This window comes from Sinorhizobium sp. P24N7, from assembly GCF_042436655.1.
Taxonomy (GTDB): domain Bacteria; phylum Pseudomonadota; class Alphaproteobacteria; order Rhizobiales; family Rhizobiaceae; genus Sinorhizobium; species Sinorhizobium meliloti_A.
Genome location: NZ_JBHMIW010000007.1, coordinates 330,377 through 349,537 on the forward strand (window position 1 = coordinate 330,377; position 19,161 = coordinate 349,537).

The window sequence follows — 19,161 nt, forward strand, 5'->3', positions numbered from 1 at the left end:
TCCGGGATCGGTCCTGCTGCATGTCTTCCGGAGGGGAAAACAGGCAGCAGATTAATGCGCTACAGCGACCTCTTGCGCGTCTGACGAGACGTGCGGCGCCGTATGGGGGAGACAATGAGATAGAGGGCACCAGCGCGGCGATCAAGCGGAAAGGGCCGCCGAGACGCCTAGGCGACGAGTTTGAGGCCGATGCCCCACGGGTCGGTGAGGCTATGCGTGTCGCCCTGCCTGTCCCTCGCTATTTCGAGCGCGTCGAGCTTCTGGATCGCCGCGTCGAGGGCCTCCGGGTCCCGGAAGCGGATCGTGTAGTCGGCAAGACCGGTCATGTTGCCCAGGCGTTTCGGCGCTCCGCGAGAATTCCAGATATTGGCCGCCACGTGGTGATGGTACTTGCCGGTCGCGAAGAAGCTGGCTCCAGGGTAGCGTGCCATGAGGTCGAGCCCCAGGCCATTGCGGAAAAAATTGTCCGCCTGCGGGATATCCGAGACCTGGAGGTGAATGTGACCGATCGTGGTGCCGGCCGGCAAGCCGTCCCAGCTGTTCTTCGGCACCTCGTCGTAGAGTGCCTGCAGATCGAGCGGCAGCGTGTTCATTGCCACCATGCCGTCCGCTCCGTAATTCCATTCGGCGCGTGGGCGATCGCGATAAATCTCGATTCCGTTACCCTCCGGATCAGCGAGATAGATTGCTTCGCTGACGAGGTGATCGGAGGCTCCCTGCAACTGCACCCCGTTCTCGGCGGCGTGCACGAGCCAGCGTCCGAGCTCGGTGCGGTCCGGAACCAGGAATGCGTGATGGAAGAGACCGGGTGCACTTCGCGGAGCCCTTACGGCATTGCCGTCGCCCGTCAATGTCAGGAGCGGTCTTCCGGCGACGCCGAGGGTCACGCCGCTTTTGTTCGCCTCGATCGGCGACAGACCGATTATCCGCTGGTACCAGGACGAGACCGTCTCCAGGTCGCTGACGACAAGATGCGACCGATCGACATAAGCGGGCATCGCGGTCGCGTGATCGGCGGGAACGCTGGCCTGCGGCTTCGGTTGTGCGGTGTCCTTCATCCTATTCGCCTTTCGGACAGCGGGAGGGCGACGCCCGAGACTGTGATCTGCTGCCCAGATCCAATATGAGCACGTCAACACGTAGGCGAAAGCTCTTTTATTACTTGATGTTGTGTTCGACAAACGTTGACAGTCGCCGCGGCCGCGCTACCTTTAACGGTGGGAGCGATGGGAGCAGTGGGGCGGTCACTTTGATCCAAGTCAAGGCCCGTACAGCCGTCACCGTGCGATATCGGTCCGGCGCAGGACGGCGTACGTGATGTGGTTTCCGTCTCTATCGGGAGCCAGGGGCCGTCGCATTCGGCGTGCGACGTGGTAACATAGGAAAAGGACCTAGCAGCATGTACAGGAAGATCATCGTGCCGATTGCCATGGATCAACTGGAGCACGGCGAGTCCGTCCTTGGCATCGCCGAGAAACTGATCGACGAGGGGGGAGAGATCATTCTGCTCAACGTCGTCGAGGATCTCAACGCCTATGCACAAGGTTACATGATCGTCGATTTTCCGCTGGAGATGATCGAGGAATCGCGCAAGCACGCGGTCAAGACCCTGGAAGCGCTGAAAACCAAGCATGGCATCAACGGACGCGTCGAAATCCGCACCGGCGGAGCTGCCGGCAGCATCAATGCACTGGCCGAGGAAGAGAAGGCCGACCTGGTGATCATCGCGTCCCACCGCCCGGGCCTGATCGATTATTTCATCGGGTCGACCGCCAGCCGTGTCGTCAGCCATTGCCCCTGCGCGGTTCTCGTCGACCGGTAACACTGGGAATAAACGGCACGGTGCAGGCCCCCTGCGCCGCGATCCGAAGGAGTCACGCAATGGATAAGTATGCGCTTGACGACTTTCGCGAACAGCTTTTGCGCCGCAAACGCGAACTTCATGGCCGGTTGGTGCAAATAGAGGAAGATCTCGAGCAGCCGATGAATGCCGATGTGCCGGATCGCGTAACGGAACGGGAGAGCGATGAGGTCCTGGAGGGACTCGGCCTGGCCGGCCAGGGCGAGATTCGCGCGATCGATGCTGCACTCAACCGCATCGAAGCAGGGACCTTCGGCATTTGCGTGCGTTGCGGCGACCCCATATCCCCGGAAAGGCTGCGCGCCGTGCCGCATGCTCCGCTCTGTCAGACCTGCGCCGCCGAGATCGCGACCGGCGGGAGATAACCGCCCAAACTCCCACCTGCTCCAGAGGAAGCCGCCTGCCGCACGCTCCGGCGGAGGGTGCGGTATTTGTTGTAATGCGTTGCAAAAGTTGATCCTTTCGCCCGATCCTGGTGCTTTGACGCGCCGCTGCCCTGTGGCAGGATGAACCGAACCAGTGGTCTTGTACGGCGTTACGGACCGTTCGAATTCGCCGTGATCGATCATGAGGTATTTCGTTGCTGCTGCAGGCTGCACGGATATCGGAAGCGGAGCGGGAGGGGCCGCGTGAAGGTTGCCGGCGTCAAATGGGACTACGACCGATCGGAGATGATCGCCGACGCAATCGTCCATGGGATCGGCCTTTCGGCGGCGCTCGTCGGTGTTACCGCCCTGATCTTTTACGCCACCGTCTGGAGCACGTCCGGGCAATTGGCCGCGGCTTCGATCTATGGCGGCGGGCTCATCGCCGCTCTGTCCATCTCATTCGTCTATAATCTCTTTCCGGTCGGCCGGGCCAAGTGGCTGCTGCGTCGGCTGGACCACTCCGGAATCTTCGTGCTGATCGCTGCAACCTACACGCCGTTTCTGCAGCGCGGCTGGGATGATCCGTTCCTCTTCTCGATGCTGGTCGCCATCTGGCTTATCGCAGCCGCCGGCATCGCCATGAAGTGCCTCCTGCCCGGGCGCTTCGATCGGCTGGCGATCTTGCTTTATCTCGCAATGGGCTGGAGCGGTTTGCTCGCCGCGAAATCCCTCTTTACCGCCTTGAGCGCAACGACGCTCACTCTGATCGTCATCGGTGGCGTCATCTATTCGGTCGGGGTCATCTTCCATGTCTGGGAGCGCCTGCGCTTCCAGAACGCCATCTGGCACGGCTTCGTCGTCACGGGAGCTGCTGTGCACTATTCCGCAGTCCTGACCTGCATCAGCAGCGCCGCCGTATCTTAAGCTTGGATTCAAAGCTGCAGCTTTAGTCCGCAGCAGGCTGACATTCTTCCGACGGCCTGAGTGCCGAGGCCATGCGCGAGATGACCCCATCGAAACTGGTCAGTTTGCTCTTCCGATACTGGAGCCTGAAATAGGCGGCGCTGCCGTCGCAGAGCGCAATCGCCCGCGTATAGAAGACGTCGCTCTCGCGCGCGCCGGAAAAGCTCGCCCAGGCGGGCGTGACGCGCGAGAAGATGATTCGCCAGTCGTCCTGCTTCTCGTAGCCGATCCTTTCGGCGACGTCGGTTTCGAAGTCGCCATCCGGCGGATGGGTGCCGAACACCATGAGCGTCGCGCCGTTGTCATCGGCGTGAAATCTGACGCCGTCGCCGTTATCGGCCTCGAGGCCCATCTCGAATCCGGGCGGGATGTCGACCGTGTAACCGAAGCGGGGATTGGCGTAAGGGTGCCAGTCGTCCTCGGCGACAGCGGGCGAGGCAAGCGTCACGAGGAGCAGAGATGCGATACAGGCACGGCGCATGCGGGGCGTCCTCTAGGCTTCGTTCGACCTGCCGCTTCTCCTCACCGCGCCGCGCGTTTTGTTCTGGACGCCGAGGGCCGCCGCAACGGCTTTGAACTGCTGCACCATCTTATCTTCAAAACGTTCCGGGTTTAAGGGCATGCGACAGATCACACGCAGGCTGGAAAGTGCCGCCGAAACAGGCCCGTGGTCAATCCTCCTCGAATGTCATCGCGGTGCCGTTCAGGCAATAGCGCAGGCCCGTCGGTGGAGGCCCGTCGGGGAAGACATGGCCGAGATGGGCGTCACAATCGGCACAGCGAATCTCCGTTCTGACCATGTGGTGCGAGCGGTCGACATATTCAGAGATCGCGTCCGGATCGACCGGGGCGAAATAGCTGGGCCAGCCGCAGCCGGAATCGAACTTGGTATCCGAGCGAAACAGCGCGCGGCCGCAACAGACGCACTTGTAGGTGCCATGCCTTTTATTGTCGAGGAAGGGGCCGGTGAAGGGACGCTCGGTGCCATGTTCGCGTGTGACGCGGTACTGCTCGGGCGTCAGCGCTGCCCGCCACTCCTCGTTCGTCTTCGTAATCTTCGGCATCCGGTTTTCGGACATGGCTGCGCTCCTTTCGATTGCAGCGAATATATAGGATGGGTTCTGCTTGGGCACAAATGGGGGTCGATGCCAGGAGCTCCGCGTTTTGGACAGGATACTGATCGGGGTCGGGACGAAGCCGCTGCCCTCTACACAGTATAAACGTGGCATAACCTCACACCCCGGCCGATTTCCCTTGAGGCAGGCCCGACCATCTTCTATGTCCGGTTAAAGCTTGACTGAAAGATCAATGAGAAGGAGCGTGTCGATACGATGGATGCCGCGGCCCTGACATTCCTGGCCCTCGGTCTTCCCTTTGCCGCGGCCGTCGTCGCGCCGGCCCTGACCCGGCTTCTCGGCGGGAATGCCGCCTGGCTGTTGGCGCTGGCGCCACTCGCCGTCTTCATGCATCTCGCAGGCTTCATTCCGGAGGTCGCCGCCGGCGAGATCGTCACCGGCGGCTATATCTGGATACCATCCTTCAACGTCAGCTTCTCCTGGCTGATCGACGGCTTGTCACTGACATTTGCACTTCTGATTTCGGGCATCGGCACACTGATCGTCCTCTATTCGGGCGGATATCTGAAGGGGCATCCCGACCAGGGCCGCTTCTTTTCGTTCATTCTGATGTTCATGGGCTCGATGCAGGGGCTCGTCGTCTCGGACAGCTTCCTGATGCTCTTCGTCTTCTGGGAGCTGACGTCGATCACTTCGTTCCTGCTGATCGGCTTCGATCACGGCCGCGAGGCGGCGCGCCGCGCGGCTTTGCAGGCTCTGGTCGTGACCGGGGGAGGCGGACTTGCCTTGCTTGCCGGGCTCCTCATCCTGTGGAACGTCAGCGGCGTCACGCAATTTTCGCTGCTGCTGTCCTTCGGAGACGAACTGAAGCAGAGCCCCTTCTATCTCGCGGCGCTGCTCCTCGTCCTCGGCGGCGCATTCACCAAGTCGGCACAGTTTCCGTTTCACTTCTGGCTGCCGAACGCCATGGAAGCGCCGACTCCCGTTTCGGCCTATCTGCACTCGGCGACGATGGTAAAGGCGGGCGTCTATCTTCTGATGCGGCTCAACCCGTTGCTCGGCGGCACGACGGAGTGGCAGGTGCTGTTGCCGCTCTTCGGCGTGACGACGCTCGTCGCCGGAGCCGCCCTGGCAGTGCGCCAGACGGACCTGAAGATGATGCTGGCCTATACGACCATGTCGTCGCTGGGTCTTCTGGTCATGCTGACCGGGCTCGGCCTGCCCTACGCCATTGAAGCCGCAGTGCTTTACCTGGTGGCGCATGCCCTGTTCAAGGGGGCGCTGTTCATGGTGGCCGGCATTATCGATCATGAAACCGGTACGCGCCACCTGACGAAGCTCGGCGGCCTGCGCAGTGCCATGCCTCTGACCTTCGCCATAGCTCTTGCGGCGGCCCTGTCGATGGGCGGCCTTCCGCCCTTTTTCGGGTTCCTTGCGAAAGAGGAAATCTACGCCGCACTCTCCGGTTTCGACCGTCGGTCCATGGTGTTCGCGGCCTTGACCATCCTCGGCAACGGCCTGATGTTCGCCGTCGGCTTCGCGATCGCTCTAAAACCGTTTCTCGGCCCTAAGGTCGATACGCCGAAGCATGCCCACGAGGCACCGGTGCTCCTCTGGATCGGCCCGGCTATCCTGGCTGCGATGGGCCTTTCCAGTGCGCTGATGTCGGGCCTCGTTCATCGGTTCGTGACCTCGCCCATGGCCTCGGCCGTTGCCGGCGAGCCGAGAACCGTGACGATATCGCTCGCACCGCATATCGGCGTGCCATTGTTGCTCTCCGTGGTGACGCTGGCGGTCGGCGTCGTTCTGTTCCTCAATCTGACGCGGCTGCGCGCGGCCATGGCGGTGATCCTCGCCGATATCGGCTGGGGACCGGATCGAGGCTTCGACCAGTTCATACGCGGCCTCGTGCGGTTTGCGGTCGCCGCGACCCGGCGCTTGCAGGGCGGCCGTCTCGATAACTACATGACCGTGACCTTCCTGCTCGTCGCCGCCGTCATGCTCGCATTGCCGCTGCGCTATGGCGAATTCCCGCGCGCACCTTTCTTTCCGGGCGACGTCCCGCTGCACGAATTCGCGATCATGGCGATCGCCGTGCTTGGCCTCTTCGCCGTGGTGCTGGCCGCGGACAGGCTGACGGCGATCGTGTCGCTCGGAATTCAGGGCTTCGCCGTTGCGATGCTCTTCCTGCTTTACGGCGCTCCGGATCTCGCCTTCACCCAGTTCATGATAGAGACGCTGTCCGTCGTCGTGCTGGCACTCGTGATGACCCGGCTGCGGCTGTCTCCCTCCGATCACCGACCACTCAGACAGAAGCTTCCCGACTTCACGATCGCGCTCGCCTGCGGAATCGGATTCGGCCTTTTCCTCCTCCGGGTTACCGGTGTGCCGTTCGATTCGACGCTGACGGAATTCTTCAACCTCTATTCGAAATCGATCGCGCACGGCGCGAACGTGGTCAACGTCATCATCGTCGACTTCCGCGGTACGGATACGCTCGGCGAAATTGCCGTCGTGCTGGTTGCTGGCCTGTCCATCCTTTCCCTCGTGCGGTTGCGGGCGGGATCGTTGAGACGCGGCGAAACGCGCGAGATCGCGGCCGCTGAAGCGAACACGAAGGAGCCGGTATGAAGTCGATCATTTTTCGGACCGTCGCGCCCTTCCTCGCCGGATTGATGATGCTTTTTTCTATCTTTGTGCTGCTGCGCGGCCACAACGAGCCCGGAGGCGGCTTCATAGGCGGTTTGATCGCCGTTTCGGCGCTGGCGATCTACGGCATCGCCCACGGTGTGGAGACGGTGCGGCGGGCGATATTCTTCCACCCGATGGCTATCGCGGGCGCCGGCCTTTTCGCCGCGACCTTGGCGGGACTGGCGTCACTTTTCGCGCGGGTGCCGTTCATGACCGGGCTGTGGATATATCCCTCCTTTTTCGGCGTCGAAGTTCCGCTCTCCACGGTCATGCTGTTCGATACGGGGGTCTACCTGGTCGTCGTCGGTGCCATCAGTTCGATCGCGCTGTCGCTTGAAGAAAGAGGGGGCGCCTGATGGAGACATGGTTTTCCCTGCTGGTCACTTTCTTCTTCACCGTCGCCATTTACCTGCTTCTGTCGAAATCCATCATCCGCGTCCTCCTGGGCGTGGCGATCCTGGGAAATGCGGTAAACCTTCTGATCTTCACCGGCGGCCGCCTGACGCGCGACGTACCGCCGGTCATAGCGGAGGGTGCCGATGTGCTTTCCGGTCCGGCGGCCAATGCCTTGCCGCAGGCGCTGATCCTGACCGCCATCGTCATTTCCTTCTCCTTCTTCGCCTTTCTCCTCGTTCTCGCCTGGCGCGCCTATGAAGACCTCGCGACAGACAACACGGACGAGATGCGTGTTGCGGAACCGGTGAACGAGCCGGCGCCGCCACTGGGATACTGACGCACCATGGCCGTTTCCACCCCCGCTCACGTCGATCTTTCCGCAGCCCTGATGCTTGCCCCCGCGTCGGCCGTCGAATGGCTCGTCGTTCTGCCCGTCGCCTGGTGCCTGGCCGTCGGCGCGCTCCTCGTGATGCTTCGTCGCTGGGCCGGCCTCCAGCCCGCAATAGCGCTTGCGAGCCTGGCCGTTCTGGTGTTGATCGACGTGGCGCTGCTCGATCACGTCGCGAGAAACGGGCCGATGACCATGGTGATGGGGCGTTGGCTGCCGCCGTTCGGCATCGCCTTCACGGTTGACCTGACCGGTGCGCTCTTTGCTCTGGTGGCGGCCTTGGTCGCTTTTGCGGCCGGCATCTTTTCGCTGGCCGATATCAACGACAGCGGCCGGCGCTATGGTTTCTATCCGCTGCTGATGCTGCTGATGGCCGGCGTATCGGGAGCCTTCCTCACGGGGGATATCTTCAACCTCTATGTCTGGTTCGAGGTCCTGCTGATTTCCTCCTTCGGGCTTCTGGTCCTCGGCTCCGAGCGCGGGCAGATCGACGGGACGGTGAAGTACGGCTTTCTGAACCTGGTCGCAACGACACTGTTCCTGGTCGCTACCGGCTTCCTCTACGCCGTGTTCGGCACGCTCAACATGGCCGACATCGCGCGTAAGGCCGACGAACTGCGCGTCAATGCGCCGTTGATGACTTTGGTCGGACTCTATGTTCTCGCCTTCGGCATGAAGGCGGCCGCGTTTCCCTTGAACTTCTGGTTGCCTGCTTCCTACCATACCCCTCGCGTCGTCGTGTCGGCGCTCTTTGCCGGCCTGCTCACCAAGGTCGGTATCTATGCGTTGATCCGCGTGACGGTCATGCTCTTTCCGATCGAAAGGGAGGAATTGAGCTTCGTACTGGCGCTCGTCGGTGCCCTGACGATGATGGTCGGCGTTCTCGGTGCGCTCGCGCAAACGGATTTTCGTCGCCTTCTCGGCTACCTCGTCGTTTCGGGCATAGGTTCGATGCTCGCAGGCCTAGCCATCGGCGGACCAGGCGGCATTGGCGGCGCGATCTTCTACGCGCTCCATTCGATGCTGGTGATGACGGGCCTTTATTTCGCCTCCGGGATCGCCATGCGCCTCGGTGCAGACAGCTCGATCGCAACGCTTGCGGGCCTTTACCGCAAGCATGCGGGGTTTGCGGCGCTGACCTTGATGCTGTGCTTCGCCATTTCGGGGCTGCCGCCCTTTTCCGGCTTCTGGCCGAAGGTCATGCTGGTGAAGGCGGCCATCGATATCGGCGCCTGGTGGCTTGCCGCCGCGCTCCTTCTCGTCGGCTTCTTCACCATGATTGCGACCGGCCGCCTTTTCCTCCTGGCCTATTGGCGAGACAGCGCGATCCCCGAGGCGGCCGCCGGCCCGGCCCCCCTGTCCGCGACGGCCCTGGGTCCGCTTGCAGCACTTACGCTTCTGGCGCTTGCGCTCGGCCTCTATCCCGAACCGCTGCTTGCGATGATCCAGAGCGCCGCAGCCGGTCTTGCAGAGCCGTCCGCTTACCTGAATTCAGTCTTTCCCACAGGAGGTCCGCAATGAAATTCCTGCTGACCAACCTGGTCTTTACGCTTATCTGGGGAGCAATCAGCGCCAGCTTCACGCCCGCTAACCTCCTGCTGGGCTTCGCGGCCGGCGCCTTGTCGCTCTGGTTGATCCGGCGTGAGCTGCGCCCGGTGGCTTACCCGCTGAGACCGTTGCGGCTGCTGTTGCTCGCATTGTTGTTTTTCAAGGAGCTCGCGATTTCCGCAACGAAGGTCGCGATTCTGGTTCTCCGCTCGAACATGGCGCTGAAGCCTGGCATTTTTGCCTATCCGCTCGCGCTCAGGACTGACTTCGAGATAACGCTGCTCGCCAATCTGATCACGCTGACGCCGGGTACGCTGTCGGTGGATGTCTCCGAAGATCGCAAGACCCTCTACGTCCATGCGCTCGATTGCGCCGACCCGGGGGCTCTACGGCGAGACATCGCCGGCGGCTTCGAACGTCGAATTCGGGAGGCCTTCGAACGATGACGCCCGCTGCAGTCCTGAGCACGGCCTCCGGCGTGGCGCTCGTGCTTCTCTCTCTCGCGCTGCTGTTGACGGTGCTGCGCATCATTCGCGGGCCGACTCTTCCGGACCGGGTGCTGGGCCTCGATATGCTGGTGGCGATTGCGATCGGCCTGATCGCGGTGATCGCTGTGAGAACCGGCTTCTATCTCTACATCGATATCGCGATCGCCCTCGGGCTCGTCGGCTTTCTTGCGACGGTCGCTTTCGCCCGCTTCATCCTGGCGCGCGGTCTCTCGCCGGAGCGCATGACGCCGGGCGCAACTGACCTGGCCCAGGCAAAGCCGTCGTCGACGCGCTCGCGCGCGGGACAGGCCGGGCGCCGCAAACGCAAGGGAGCGCGTTGATGGTTCTGCAAATCATCGCCTACCTCGTTGCGCTGATCATGATTGTCGGCGCCTGCTTCTCGCTGCTTGCCGCGGTTGGCCTCATCCGCTTCCCCGACCTTTACACCCGCATGCATGCGGCCTCGAAAGCCGGTACCGTCGGTTCGGGTCTGCTGCTCTTTGCGGCCGGGCTGCATTCGCTCGATGCCGCCGTCTTCGTGCGCGCACTTGCGGGATTTGGCTTCTTCGTGCTGACGGCACCGATCTCGGCCCATCTATTGGCAAAAGCCGCGCATCAAGCGGGCTACAGGATGACAAAACGATCGGTGATAGATCAGCTTCCCCATAAGGAAGAGCCGCGCGGGCATTGACGGGCAGCATTTCTGACTCTGTATTTGAGGACAATTTTGCCGAGCGTGACAATTTTAGCAACTCGGAATAAAGTTGCTGCATGCCGATAAATTTATGTTTGGACTTTTGGCAGATCAGTGTTAATGCAGTAAATGCAAAGTGTCGTCGTGGAAAATACTTTGAGATGAAATTCCAGCCTGAGTTGTGATGCTTGTCCGTTGCTTTGAGGTGTCGGCCGCTTTGGCGCCTTGGTGACGGTTCTTCCCTCTCGCAATTCGAGCCTTGATGTTGCGGCAGAACCGCAGTCTCCATTGCGAGATCGCGGTCGGTTCCGAGGCGGCAAGCGCTGATTGACGGCATTTTGTACATCCTCCCCCTGGAACTCTGTTTCAGGTTTCGTCGCTGGATTCCGATAGGAGAAAGAAATGACAGAGACTTCGCTCGGTGCGAGCAATGAACTCCTGGTTGAGCTTACGGCGGAGATCGTTGCCGCCTATGTAAGCAACCACGTGGTTCCGGTTGCCGAGCTGCCGACGCTCATAGCCGACGTGCATTCGGCTCTCAACAACACCACGGCTCCTGCACCGGTGGTCGTCCCGGTGGAAAAGCCGAAGCCCGCGGTTTCGGTTCGAAAGTCGGTGCAGGACGACCAGATCACATGTCTCGAATGCGGCGGCACCTTCAAGTCGTTGAAGCGGCATCTGATGACGCACCACAACCTTTCGCCGGAAGACTACCGAGACAAGTGGGATTTGCCTGCGGATTATCCGATGGTCGCGCCGGCATACGCGGAAGCACGCTCGCGGCTCGCCAAGGAAATGGGTTTGGGACAGCGTCGGAAGCGCCGCGGCAAGTGATCCGGGCGGCCCCACGGGGCCATCGGGAACGCGCAACGCCTGAGTTGTGTCATAAAGGCCGGCCGGTTCATTCGGGCCGGCTTTTTCAGGACGTTTAAGTATTTCATTGAAACACTGACACGCTGCCACCCGTTGAAGCTACGCGCTTCCGGACGAAAAACCGTTACGCACTTGTCCTGGAAGTGCTCTGACTCTTCGCCGGTCAGGCAGGCAGGCGTCCTTCGGCTTCGCTCTTGATACGCCGGATCATCGAGCGCAGGCCGTTCGCGCGTTGCGAGGAAAGATGTTCGATGAGGCCGATCTTGCCGAAGATGTCGAGAGCGTCGGTTCTGGTAATTTCCGAAGCACGCTTGCCGGAGAAGATGGCGAGGACGATTGCCACGAGGCCGCGCACGATATGCGCATCCGATTCTCCCTCGAAGGTGAGGAGCGGGTCTTCCGTATCGCCGGTCGCATGGGTCACGAGCCAGACCTGACTGGCACAGCCCTGCACCTTGTTCTCGCTCGTCCTCGAGGCTTCCGGCATCTCGGGCAGGTTCTTGCCAAGTTCGATCACATAGCGGTAGCGATCTTCCCATTCGTCGAGAAATGCAAAGTCGTCGATGATCTGGTCAAGTGAAGTCATGCTATGTCCGGCTTTCGGCGCCCGCTGCGTAGCGCAGTCCGCGTGTAACTGCTTCAATCGCAGTGCGGGCGCATCGTTTCACCTTCATATAGGAGAGGCGGGCCGCAAAGAGAACAGGCAATCGCGTTTCCCCGCGCTGCCACGCCCCAACGATCAGTCTTGCTTCTCCGCGGCAGGGCTTACTTCCCGGAAGCCGGACCGGGATCGAGGCGGTGTTCCGGAACCGGCATACGCTTGAATGCTTGTTCGGCCTTCTCGGTCGCTTCCGCCGAAGGGATACTTTCTGCCGGTGCGACGGTACCGGTCATGACCTTGACGTCGGGAGCGGCGGCGTCGCCTTCCGCGAACTGGGTGTTGAGAAACTCATAGGCGATGCGAGCGCCTTCGCGGGCGCGATGTCCGAGGGCGACGAAAGTCTCCGCACCCTTCTCGCAGACGTCCGGCTTCTCTACGCAGATCGCGCTTATATATTGAAAGGCTTCGTTCGCGGCAGAGAATGTGCCGCCGATCTCCATCTTCGGGCCGTGCTCGAGCTTCTCGCTGCTCGACGGATCGAGAAACGGCAGCAGCACCAGCACCAGCGAGAACCAGAACGTCGCCTTTACGAGAAACCACATCTTGCGCCATCCTCTTTTGCCTTCGGCTCCGGCCGTGGTGTTTACGCTTCGAAACTAGCGCGGGAATCACAAGGCCCCTTTTCCAGAAACAACGGTATTTGCTTCAAATTTTATTGAAATTCAGGGATCAGCATATTCGTGCAGACGCTTTTCCCTGCATTTCAGCGGCCGTCGTTAACGCTCGTGGCTGAGGTCTCGGCCTCAAGCCTCGCGTTCCCGGCACCGGATAGTGGCGATGCCTGCCCAAATCGTTAACGCGAGCCGAAAAATCCACGAAAATCCGCTGCTTACGCACCGTTAACCACATCTGACGATGCTCGCTCGGATTGCCTCAAATCGGGAACTTTCGGTCGCCCCGGACGCCTCCGGAGAGCGGCCGTTTATTCTTTCATTAAGTCAGGGGTGCGAGATTCGGGTCATCACGAGGCGGTCGTCCGCGACGACGCGGAACGGTCCGAAATTGCCTCGCAAGAACGACAAATTCGGCAGGGCAAGGCGTGAGTTTATTGCGTGACATGGCTGGCAGATGGACATCCTTTGTGGATGAAGCGGCCGCACCCTGGCTGCCGCGCGGCGGCCTGGGCCCAGCAATTGCGCGTCACGACTTCAGACGCTTGCGTGCCGTCGCTGCCGTATCCCTGACCGCGCTGCCGATCGTCCCGCTCGCGCTGACCCTGGCATTGCCCGTATCCGCCGCGCTGCCGGCGGGAGCGGCGCTTTGGGCCTCGGCGTCCCTGCTGGCCGCGGCTGCAGCCATTGCGAGCGGCCGCGATTTCCCGGCGGCCGGCGAGGTGGAACTCGCGCCTGCACCGGAACTGCCCGATCTCAATGCGGCATATAATCTCTTTGCGGGTTTGGTGACCGTCCACGATACCCGGGGCCACGTCCTGTCCGTCCACGGCCGCGATGCGAGTGAGTATCTGAAACTGATGCGCGATCCGCATGGGCGCGGCTTCATCGAGCAGATCCATGTATCGGATCGCATCGCCTTCCTGAGAGCGATTGATTCGCTGCGCCTGGACAGCGAGCGCTCTGCCGTGGACATCCGTCTCGAACGGACGTCGGCGGATGGCGCTCAATTCGCACATATCTACTGCGAGATGACGCCGATTCGAGACGCTGAAGGAAATCTCCTTGCGATTGTCGCCCAGTCTCGCGATGTTTCCGAAGAGGCCCGCTTGCAGGCAGAGGCGGCCGCCAAGGCAGCACATGCCGAGTCGGCCAACGATGCCAAAACGCGGTTCCTTGCGGCCGTCAGCCATGAATTGCGCACGCCGCTCAATGCCATCCTCGGCTTTTCGGACGTGCTTGCAGGCGAATATTTCGGCAAGCTCGAAAACGATCGCCAGCGCGAATACGTGTCGCTGATCCATCAATCCGGCACGCATCTTCTCTCGGTCGTCAACACGATGCTCGATATCAGCAAGATCGAAGCAGGCCGTTACGAGCTTCTCCTCGAACCGTTCCGTGTCGCCGAGGCGATCGCCGCCTGCGAGGCCATGCTGTCGCACCAGGCGCGCGAAAAAGGCGTGCGGCTGACGAGCCGCGTCACCCGTTCCGTCGGCGAGATCAATGCGGACCAGCGCGCCTTCCAGCAAATCCTCATCAATCTCATCGGCAACGCCATCAAGTTTACCGACCGCGGCGGGCTTGTCACGGTGGATGCCGCACTTGAAGGCAACATGCTGAAGCTGACGGTCAGCGACACCGGGATCGGGATCGCTGCGGACAAGCTGCAAATGCTCGGCCAACCTTTCGTCCAGATTCAGAATGACTATACCCGCCGCTACGAGGGTACCGGACTCGGCCTCTCGCTGGTCAAGGGACTTGCCGAACTGCATGGCGGCGATTTTGCGATCCGCAGCGCCGAGGGGGAGGGTACCGTTATCGTCGTAACCATTCCCAGCGATGCCGCAGGCGCGGCAGAAAGGGAGTGCGCGAATGCGCCCGTCACAGTGGAGTTTCCGCCGCGATTGAAGCAGCACGCAGACGGAAAGAGCGAAACCGGAGTGCCGGCGCTCTCCGAGGCTTTCCACACCGGAGAAATTGACAGGGAAGGGGGACATGGCGCCGCGCAAGCGAAAACAGCCTGAGCGCAAGCGGGCGGCGCGGCGCGGAGCGGGTCTGGCCTTGCGCGGACTCGCCGTCGTCGGCCGTGGTCTGGTGCTCACCGGTCGCCTGATTTCCCGCCATCCGGTGAGCGCCGGCGGGTCGGCGATCTTTGCCGTCGTCTTCAGTTTCGTCGCCGCAAACGCCATGTGGTACCAGAACGGTACTCATCCCTCGCCGCTTCTGCGTACCCGCGTGCCCCTCGTCAGTCCCGAAGTGGCCGAACGCCTTGCGGCTGCCAAAGGCGAGCCGGTCGAGCAGCGCGATGTTACCACCTTCGTCATAGAGCGGGAGGGGAACGCGAAAGCCGGCGATGCGGCAACGGACGGGCCCAACGAACGGCAGGCGTCGCTTCCGGCGCAGGACTCACCGGATGCGCCCGGCAGCACGGTCTCGACGCTGGTTGCGGACATCCAGAAGGAACTGGCAAGGCTCGGCTTTTACGAAGGAGCGCCGGACGGCCGAAGCGGTCCGAAGACCTCGGCGGCGATCCTCCGCTTCGAAAAGCAAGCCGGCCGTATGGAGACGGGTGCGCCGAGTGACGATCTGCTTCGGGCACTGCGCAACGCCGGCGGCTCCCCGCCGGCAGTTGCGACGCCCGCCAACCGGCCCTATGCCGACCCGAAGACTGTTCCGGCCGAGGCAGATCCGGTCGCCGCTGCCATCCGCAGCGCCGAGAAGGAGAACGCGCTCGGCTCCCGCACGGAGGTTCCCGTGTCGAGCGAAATGGTGATGAACATCCAGAAGGGGCTGAGCAATCTCGCCTATGCGGATGTCGTCGTCGATGGCGTTGCCGGCGATCAGACGCGCGCCGCCATCCGCCATTTCGAAAAACACTATCGTCTTCCTCAGACCGGAGAGCCCAACCCCAAGGTTCTCAAGAAGCTTAAGGAAATCGGAGCGCTCTGACGGCCAGAGCAAGAGGATCAGTTGCGCACCACTGCCGGTCGACCGCTCCGTTTGCATCTCGCCGGTCGCGCGTGTATCAGCTGTGCATGCGCCTGAAGTCCCACATTTTCGTCTCCTCGCTTTTGCGGAACGCCTTTGGACGCGGCGGGTATGCGGCTGTGCTGCGCAAGGGAGCGGAGGACGCCGGCGCGATCTTCATCCGGCAGCGCGGACGATCGGGCTACGAGACGCTTTATGCGCCGGCGCCGCAGAATTTCTTCGATGGGGAAGGAGATACGTCGCGCCGCTTCGAGGTGCGATTGCGTGGCGCCGAGGCCGACGCCGTCGAACGGGCGCTTTCCTCGGAAATCCGCTTCGACCCGGACTGCTGGATTGTAGAGTTGGAACTCGACGACTGCAGCGATCTGTTCGATCTGGTTTAAGGCTTTCGAGATTCGGGATACCCGCCGCGGTTTGCTCGATCTCCTCATTCCTGTGCTCGTCACAGGAATCCAGCCAGCCCAAGTCCTTGGGCTGAAGAACTCTTCCCGCGCCGCAGACGCGGCGCTGCTGGGCCCCTGTGACGAGCATAGGGATGAGGCTGAGGAGAGATTGCAGTCCTCCGAAAAGTTTCCTACAGCGCTGCGCGCCTTATGAGACGCGCAAACGTCGCTGTAGCAATTTGAGCTGCTGGATGTCGTTGTCCTTTGATCGGCTACGATCAACGGATCTAGAACTGGCCGAAGCCTCGCTTTGGTTGGACGGCCTTGCTTTGACGCGCAATCGGTTGCGCGTCGTGCCGGCGCGGGTCCGCGGCTCGATTATCCGCAAGCAGGCTCTCATGCCGTCCTGGCTTCGCCCCGTTTGCATCGGCGCGAACCCAGGACGCCACCCGTTCGCCGCTCGCCTGCCGGTCGAGACTTCCGATCAGCGCTTCGGCGCGGTTGCCGCCGCCGATTCTTTCGGAAAGATGGGGATAGAGCGCCTCGAGCACGCGGCTTTCCTCGTCCGCCGGGAAGGCGAGAGCTGCAAGCGTCGCGGCGAGTTGCTGGCCGGAAACATCGAGCAATATCCGGCCGGCGAGTGCGCGGCTTGCTCCGAGCGCGTCTGCCAGGGCCGTGGAGAAGAGGGTCGCTTCGCCATTGCGCGCAAAACGGACTAGCAGCGCGCAATGCAGCTCGCTGACGGGTTGGATCGACGAGGTGCCGTTCTTCTCCTGTGATCCGACGCGCGCCAGCGCCTTGATTTCCGCGCGCAGCTTTTCTTCGCGATCGGCGGCTGCGGCAGCCGGCTGCGGATCGCTCGCCGCCGGGCGACTGGCGCCGTCGTGAAGACGTGCGGGGAGGGGAGCGGACTGATGATGCTCGACGAGCGCGTCGATCACCGAAGGCGAAAGGCTCTCCCGACGGGCAATGGCGTTCGCATGGCCCGGCCCTTGCTGGCGAATGATGGAAATGAGCACGCCGTCGGAAATCGCTGTCGCACCGGCGAGGAAGGCGGCGGCGATCGAAATGGGCATGCTGCCGATCAGCAGGGCCACCGGCTCCGGCACGTGCGGGCATTGGGATAGTGCCGCCGCCGCCTGTCGGCGGGCCTCGTTGCTGGAGCCGAGGAAGAGCGGCTCGAACAGCTCGGCAAACTGCTTCATGTCGGACCTGCTTGGAATCCGAAGGCTCTCGAAGCCGGTGACGGTCGCCATCAGCACGACGTCCTTCAACCGCCCCGTCTGCGGCCGTTCCAACTCACGAAACCGGTTTGTCACGACATATCCTAAAACGCAAAGCATGACGGCATTCCGATGGCTCGGAACGACACACGTGTCTAAAACTAGATCGAAATCGTTAGCGCAGCATTAACTATGGACGTTGGGGCTTTATTCAGGCTTGCGTCATTCTGGTGACGAGCCACCCCGGCAGCGGAGGCCGCTTTCCTCAGCCATAAAAAGTCCACAAGCGCTCCTATTTGATCCGATTGACGGCAAACGCCGGAAGCGAGTCGGGCTGCGGCCTCTCATGTGGGAGTTGATTTGTGAAGAAAATATTCTTGCGGGCAGCGGCTGCCTTTGCGCTGCTGCTCATGCCCGCGGCCGCATCGGCGGCCGAAGGTTTTGCCACTGCCAATGTCAATATGCGCTCGGGACCGAGTACATATTATCCGGCTGTAACGGTCATTCCGGTCGGCGAATCGGTGGAAATTCACGGCTGCCTGTCGGAAAGCCCCTGGTGCGACGTTTCCTTCTATGGCGGGCGGGGATGGGTGGCAGGCCGATACGTGCAGGCCGCCTATCGCAGCAGCCGGGTCTATGTGGAGCCGGAATACTACCGTCCGCTGGGCATTCCGACGGTCGTCTTCGAGTTCGACAGCTATTGGGATCGGAACTACCGCGGCCGTGAATTCTATCGCCATCGCGACCGCTGGAGGCATGACCGCGATTGGGATCGGGAGCGTGAACGCGACCGGTCGGAATGGGATCGCCGCCAGGTGCGGGAACGCCGAGACTGGGAGCGTGACCGGGAAAGGGAGCGGCGCGAATGGGAATCGGAGCGCGGCCGTGACGATGACCGCTGGCGGCGGGGGATCGAGGGCGCTGAACGGGAACAGTCGCGCCGCGAGCGCCGTTACCACGGGCAGAGGACGATCGCGGAATGCGACGGCGGCGATTTCCGCTGCGAAGAGTAGGCGCGGCGATTCGGCCGCTTCACTCCAGGGTGGGCGGCGATCGTCGCCGCCCTTCCTTGAGCCGCTGGTTCTTGCGTCGTCCTGATGGGAACCAATCCGGCCTCGACGCGTTGAAATCGCGCAAAGGGTGATACCAGAATGGCAAGGAGCGGAGAGATGGCGGAGAAGAATCTGGCGGCAGTCGGTGCAGAGACGGGTGCCCAAACGCGGGCGTCCGGCGCACAGGCCGAATTGGAATCCCAGGTCCAGGAACTGAAGGCAGAGATCGCCCGGCTGACGGAGACCGTCTCGGCCATTGGCACCGGAGCCAAGGCGGTCGTGCAAGGGGAAGCGGAACTGATGACGCAGCGCGTCCGGGAGCGCGTTCGGGAAGAACCGATTTCGACATTGCTGACGGTCGCGGGTGTAGCTTTCCTTTTCGGTTTGATTGCAAGGCGCTGACGGACGGATTGCCGGATTTGCAAATCCCCCAGGATTGAGGATTGCGCGAGGTTAATGCGTCATGGTCTGGATTAACAAACGGTTAACCAGGCTGTGGCTCAATCGGCACAAGGCGGCTATTATCGCCTCGCCTCTTATGCCGAAACGGACGACATCCGGGTGACCGGAAGAAGGAGTGACTGAGAAGGGCGCGTCTGTCCGGGCACCGGAAAATGCGTCAGCCCGAAAACGGGCAGGGTGAAATCTGTACGGTAGTTCATCCGTCTCGTGAGACTATGGAGACGAGCATGGCAGACGTAATCAGAATGCAGGACCGGATCGTCAAACGCCCTCGACGGCGTCCTGTCGGGAAGGGCGGCGCCAAGGTGTTGTTCTTCACAGGAATCCGTTACGAGAGGCTGGACGGCCGCGGACCGCAGCCAACTGCCCCGGCTGGCCGCCAGGCCAAGAAGCAGTAAACCCGCGGGCAAAGCGCCGGCAGCGCCCGCCCGGGCG

The 19,161-nt window shown here is 62.0% G+C and carries 23 protein-coding genes; 17 read left to right on the forward strand and 6 right to left on the reverse strand.

The genetic code is table 11. The features are described 5' to 3' along the window. Positions 1–167: 167 nt before the first annotated feature. Positions 168–1,058, reverse strand: a complete 891-nt coding sequence (locus ACFHWW_RS14960) for a VOC family protein (RefSeq protein WP_379938974.1) — start codon at positions 1,056–1,058, stop codon at positions 168–170. Between the two features lie 341 nt (positions 1,059–1,399). Between ACFHWW_RS14960 and ACFHWW_RS14965 the strand changes: the two genes are divergently transcribed. The 3 genes from ACFHWW_RS14965 (at position 1,400) to trhA (ending at position 3,153) form a co-directional block, all read left to right on the forward strand. After that, positions 1,400–1,822 carry a universal stress protein gene (locus tag ACFHWW_RS14965; protein WP_100671998.1) on the forward strand — a complete coding sequence of 141 codons (423 nt, stop codon included), beginning with the start codon at positions 1,400–1,402 and terminating at the stop codon, positions 1,820–1,822. Between the two features lie 59 nt (positions 1,823–1,881). Next, positions 1,882–2,226: a TraR/DksA family transcriptional regulator gene (locus ACFHWW_RS14970; protein ID WP_018094528.1), complete on the forward strand. Its 345-nt coding sequence runs from the start codon at positions 1,882–1,884 to the stop codon at positions 2,224–2,226. 264 nt (positions 2,227–2,490) lie between these two features. Beyond that, complete coding sequence (gene trhA, locus ACFHWW_RS14975) at positions 2,491–3,153, forward strand: PAQR family membrane homeostasis protein TrhA (protein WP_100672000.1); 663 nt, start codon at positions 2,491–2,493, stop codon at positions 3,151–3,153. Positions 3,154–3,175: 22 nt separating this feature from the next. On the opposite strand, the gene ACFHWW_RS14980 is transcribed toward trhA, so the two are convergent. Together ACFHWW_RS14980 and msrB are read right to left on the reverse strand one after the other, a co-directional pair. Beyond that, positions 3,176–3,673, reverse strand: a complete 498-nt coding sequence (locus ACFHWW_RS14980) for a hypothetical protein (protein ID WP_379938977.1) — start codon at positions 3,671–3,673, stop codon at positions 3,176–3,178. Between the two features lie 190 nt (positions 3,674–3,863). Next, positions 3,864–4,271, reverse strand: a complete 408-nt coding sequence (gene msrB / locus ACFHWW_RS14985; RefSeq protein WP_100672002.1) for a peptide-methionine (R)-S-oxide reductase MsrB — start codon at positions 4,269–4,271, stop codon at positions 3,864–3,866. 252 nt (positions 4,272–4,523) lie between these two features. Between msrB and ACFHWW_RS14990 the strand changes: the two genes are divergently transcribed. The 8 genes from ACFHWW_RS14990 (at position 4,524) to mucR (ending at position 11,307) form a co-directional block, all read left to right on the forward strand. Next, complete coding sequence (locus ACFHWW_RS14990; RefSeq protein WP_379938979.1) at positions 4,524–6,899, forward strand: putative monovalent cation/H+ antiporter subunit A; 2,376 nt, start codon at positions 4,524–4,526, stop codon at positions 6,897–6,899. Continuing rightward, positions 6,896–7,315, forward strand: coding sequence for a Na(+)/H(+) antiporter subunit B (locus tag ACFHWW_RS14995; protein ID WP_018094534.1), 420 nt, complete (start codon positions 6,896–6,898; stop codon positions 7,313–7,315). The genes ACFHWW_RS14990 and ACFHWW_RS14995 overlap by 4 nt, the downstream gene beginning before the upstream one ends. After that, positions 7,315–7,692, forward strand: a complete 378-nt coding sequence (locus ACFHWW_RS15000; protein ID WP_003527393.1) for a Na+/H+ antiporter subunit C — start codon at positions 7,315–7,317, stop codon at positions 7,690–7,692. Before ACFHWW_RS14995 ends, ACFHWW_RS15000 begins: the two co-directional genes overlap by 1 nt. A 6-nt stretch (positions 7,693–7,698) precedes the next feature. Next, a complete protein-coding gene (locus tag ACFHWW_RS15005) occupies positions 7,699–9,264 on the forward strand; it encodes a Na+/H+ antiporter subunit D (RefSeq protein WP_379938982.1) in 1,566 nt (521 codons plus the stop codon). Beyond that, positions 9,261–9,737: a Na+/H+ antiporter subunit E gene (locus tag ACFHWW_RS15010; protein ID WP_324763097.1), complete on the forward strand. Its 477-nt coding sequence runs from the start codon at positions 9,261–9,263 to the stop codon at positions 9,735–9,737. Before ACFHWW_RS15005 ends, ACFHWW_RS15010 begins: the two co-directional genes overlap by 4 nt. Next, a complete protein-coding gene (locus ACFHWW_RS15015) occupies positions 9,734–10,120 on the forward strand; it encodes a cation:proton antiporter (protein WP_100672007.1) in 387 nt (128 codons plus the stop codon). Before ACFHWW_RS15010 ends, ACFHWW_RS15015 begins: the two co-directional genes overlap by 4 nt. Beyond that, on the forward strand, positions 10,120–10,470 hold the full coding sequence (mnhG, locus tag ACFHWW_RS15020) for a monovalent cation/H(+) antiporter subunit G (protein WP_100672008.1): 351 nt from the start codon (positions 10,120–10,122) through the stop codon (positions 10,468–10,470). The genes ACFHWW_RS15015 and mnhG overlap by 1 nt, the downstream gene beginning before the upstream one ends. A gap of 405 nt (positions 10,471–10,875) precedes the next feature. Beyond that, complete coding sequence (mucR, locus tag ACFHWW_RS15025; protein WP_018094540.1) at positions 10,876–11,307, forward strand: exopolysaccharide biosynthesis transcriptional regulator MucR; 432 nt, start codon at positions 10,876–10,878, stop codon at positions 11,305–11,307. A 202-nt stretch (positions 11,308–11,509) separates the two neighbouring features. Here the strand turns inward: mucR and ACFHWW_RS15030 are convergent, their stop codons facing one another. Together ACFHWW_RS15030 and ACFHWW_RS15035 are read right to left on the reverse strand one after the other, a co-directional pair. Next, on the reverse strand, positions 11,510–11,932 hold the full coding sequence (locus tag ACFHWW_RS15030; RefSeq protein ID WP_275596580.1) for a SufE family protein: 423 nt from the start codon (positions 11,930–11,932) through the stop codon (positions 11,510–11,512). Between the two features lie 179 nt (positions 11,933–12,111). Then, positions 12,112–12,549 (reverse strand): DUF5330 domain-containing protein, encoded by a 438-nt coding sequence (locus tag ACFHWW_RS15035; RefSeq protein ID WP_275596579.1) that lies wholly within the window; start codon positions 12,547–12,549, stop codon positions 12,112–12,114. A 515-nt stretch (positions 12,550–13,064) separates the two neighbouring features. Here ACFHWW_RS15035 and ACFHWW_RS15040 point away from each other — a divergent pair. The 3 genes from ACFHWW_RS15040 (at position 13,065) to ACFHWW_RS15050 (ending at position 15,989) form a co-directional block, all read left to right on the forward strand. Continuing rightward, positions 13,065–14,642 (forward strand): sensor histidine kinase, encoded by a 1,578-nt coding sequence (locus tag ACFHWW_RS15040; RefSeq protein WP_379939043.1) that lies wholly within the window; start codon positions 13,065–13,067, stop codon positions 14,640–14,642. Next, positions 14,614–15,567, forward strand: coding sequence for a peptidoglycan-binding protein (locus ACFHWW_RS15045; protein WP_379938986.1), 954 nt, complete (start codon positions 14,614–14,616; stop codon positions 15,565–15,567). The genes ACFHWW_RS15040 and ACFHWW_RS15045 overlap by 29 nt, the downstream gene beginning before the upstream one ends. A gap of 86 nt (positions 15,568–15,653) precedes the next feature. Continuing rightward, positions 15,654–15,989 (forward strand): DUF1491 family protein, encoded by a 336-nt coding sequence (locus ACFHWW_RS15050; RefSeq protein ID WP_275596577.1) that lies wholly within the window; start codon positions 15,654–15,656, stop codon positions 15,987–15,989. A 287-nt stretch (positions 15,990–16,276) separates the two neighbouring features. Here ACFHWW_RS15050 and ACFHWW_RS15055 read toward each other — a convergent pair whose 3' ends face one another. Next, positions 16,277–17,332, reverse strand: a complete 1,056-nt coding sequence (locus ACFHWW_RS15055; RefSeq protein ID WP_379938988.1) for a DUF2336 domain-containing protein — start codon at positions 17,330–17,332, stop codon at positions 16,277–16,279. A gap of 242 nt (positions 17,333–17,574) precedes the next feature. On the opposite strand from ACFHWW_RS15055, the gene ACFHWW_RS15060 reads away from it, so the two are divergent. The 3 genes from ACFHWW_RS15060 to ACFHWW_RS15070 all read left to right on the forward strand — a co-directional run bounded on the left by ACFHWW_RS15060 (position 17,575) and on the right by ACFHWW_RS15070 (position 19,124). Next, positions 17,575–18,225, forward strand: a complete 651-nt coding sequence (locus tag ACFHWW_RS15060) for an SH3 domain-containing protein (RefSeq protein ID WP_379938990.1) — start codon at positions 17,575–17,577, stop codon at positions 18,223–18,225. Between the two features lie 156 nt (positions 18,226–18,381). Next, entirely contained in the window at positions 18,382–18,666 is a 285-nt protein-coding gene (locus tag ACFHWW_RS15065; protein WP_018094548.1) for a hypothetical protein, read from the forward strand. A 287-nt stretch (positions 18,667–18,953) separates the two neighbouring features. Beyond that, on the forward strand, positions 18,954–19,124 hold the full coding sequence (locus tag ACFHWW_RS15070) for a hypothetical protein (RefSeq protein WP_013844138.1): 171 nt from the start codon (positions 18,954–18,956) through the stop codon (positions 19,122–19,124). Positions 19,125–19,161 lie beyond the last annotated feature (37 nt).

What these genes read in the sequence shown, in the direction of transcription:
- ACFHWW_RS14960 (WP_379938974.1), bottom strand. Translation starts at nt 1,058, where the DNA reads ATGAAGGACACCGCACAACCGAAGCCGCAGGCCAGCGTTCCCGCCGAT.
- ACFHWW_RS14965 (WP_100671998.1), top strand. Translation starts at nt 1,400, where the DNA reads ATGTACAGGAAGATCATCGTGCCGATTGCCATGGATCAACTGGAGCAC.
- ACFHWW_RS14970 (WP_018094528.1), top strand. Translation starts at nt 1,882, where the DNA reads ATGGATAAGTATGCGCTTGACGACTTTCGCGAACAGCTTTTGCGCCGC.
- ACFHWW_RS14980 (WP_379938977.1), bottom strand. Translation starts at nt 3,673, where the DNA reads ATGCGCCGTGCCTGTATCGCATCTCTGCTCCTCGTGACGCTTGCCTCG.
- msrB (WP_100672002.1), bottom strand. Translation starts at nt 4,271, where the DNA reads ATGTCCGAAAACCGGATGCCGAAGATTACGAAGACGAACGAGGAGTGG.
- ACFHWW_RS14990 (WP_379938979.1), top strand. Translation starts at nt 4,524, where the DNA reads ATGGATGCCGCGGCCCTGACATTCCTGGCCCTCGGTCTTCCCTTTGCC.
- ACFHWW_RS14995 (WP_018094534.1), top strand. Translation starts at nt 6,896, where the DNA reads ATGAAGTCGATCATTTTTCGGACCGTCGCGCCCTTCCTCGCCGGATTG.
- ACFHWW_RS15000 (WP_003527393.1), top strand. Translation starts at nt 7,315, where the DNA reads ATGGAGACATGGTTTTCCCTGCTGGTCACTTTCTTCTTCACCGTCGCC.
- ACFHWW_RS15005 (WP_379938982.1), top strand. Translation starts at nt 7,699, where the DNA reads ATGGCCGTTTCCACCCCCGCTCACGTCGATCTTTCCGCAGCCCTGATG.
- ACFHWW_RS15010 (WP_324763097.1), top strand. Translation starts at nt 9,261, where the DNA reads ATGAAATTCCTGCTGACCAACCTGGTCTTTACGCTTATCTGGGGAGCA.
- ACFHWW_RS15015 (WP_100672007.1), top strand. Translation starts at nt 9,734, where the DNA reads ATGACGCCCGCTGCAGTCCTGAGCACGGCCTCCGGCGTGGCGCTCGTG.
- mnhG (WP_100672008.1), top strand. Translation starts at nt 10,120, where the DNA reads ATGGTTCTGCAAATCATCGCCTACCTCGTTGCGCTGATCATGATTGTC.
- mucR (WP_018094540.1), top strand. Translation starts at nt 10,876, where the DNA reads ATGACAGAGACTTCGCTCGGTGCGAGCAATGAACTCCTGGTTGAGCTT.
- ACFHWW_RS15030 (WP_275596580.1), bottom strand. Translation starts at nt 11,932, where the DNA reads ATGACTTCACTTGACCAGATCATCGACGACTTTGCATTTCTCGACGAA.
- ACFHWW_RS15035 (WP_275596579.1), bottom strand. Translation starts at nt 12,549, where the DNA reads ATGTGGTTTCTCGTAAAGGCGACGTTCTGGTTCTCGCTGGTGCTGGTG.
- ACFHWW_RS15040 (WP_379939043.1), top strand. Translation starts at nt 13,065, where the DNA reads ATGGCTGGCAGATGGACATCCTTTGTGGATGAAGCGGCCGCACCCTGG.
- ACFHWW_RS15045 (WP_379938986.1), top strand. Translation starts at nt 14,614, where the DNA reads ATGGCGCCGCGCAAGCGAAAACAGCCTGAGCGCAAGCGGGCGGCGCGG.
- ACFHWW_RS15050 (WP_275596577.1), top strand. Translation starts at nt 15,654, where the DNA reads ATGCGCCTGAAGTCCCACATTTTCGTCTCCTCGCTTTTGCGGAACGCC.
- ACFHWW_RS15055 (WP_379938988.1), bottom strand. Translation starts at nt 17,332, where the DNA reads ATGCTTTGCGTTTTAGGATATGTCGTGACAAACCGGTTTCGTGAGTTG.
- ACFHWW_RS15065 (WP_018094548.1), top strand. Translation starts at nt 18,382, where the DNA reads ATGGCGGAGAAGAATCTGGCGGCAGTCGGTGCAGAGACGGGTGCCCAA.
- ACFHWW_RS15070 (WP_013844138.1), top strand. Translation starts at nt 18,954, where the DNA reads ATGGCAGACGTAATCAGAATGCAGGACCGGATCGTCAAACGCCCTCGA.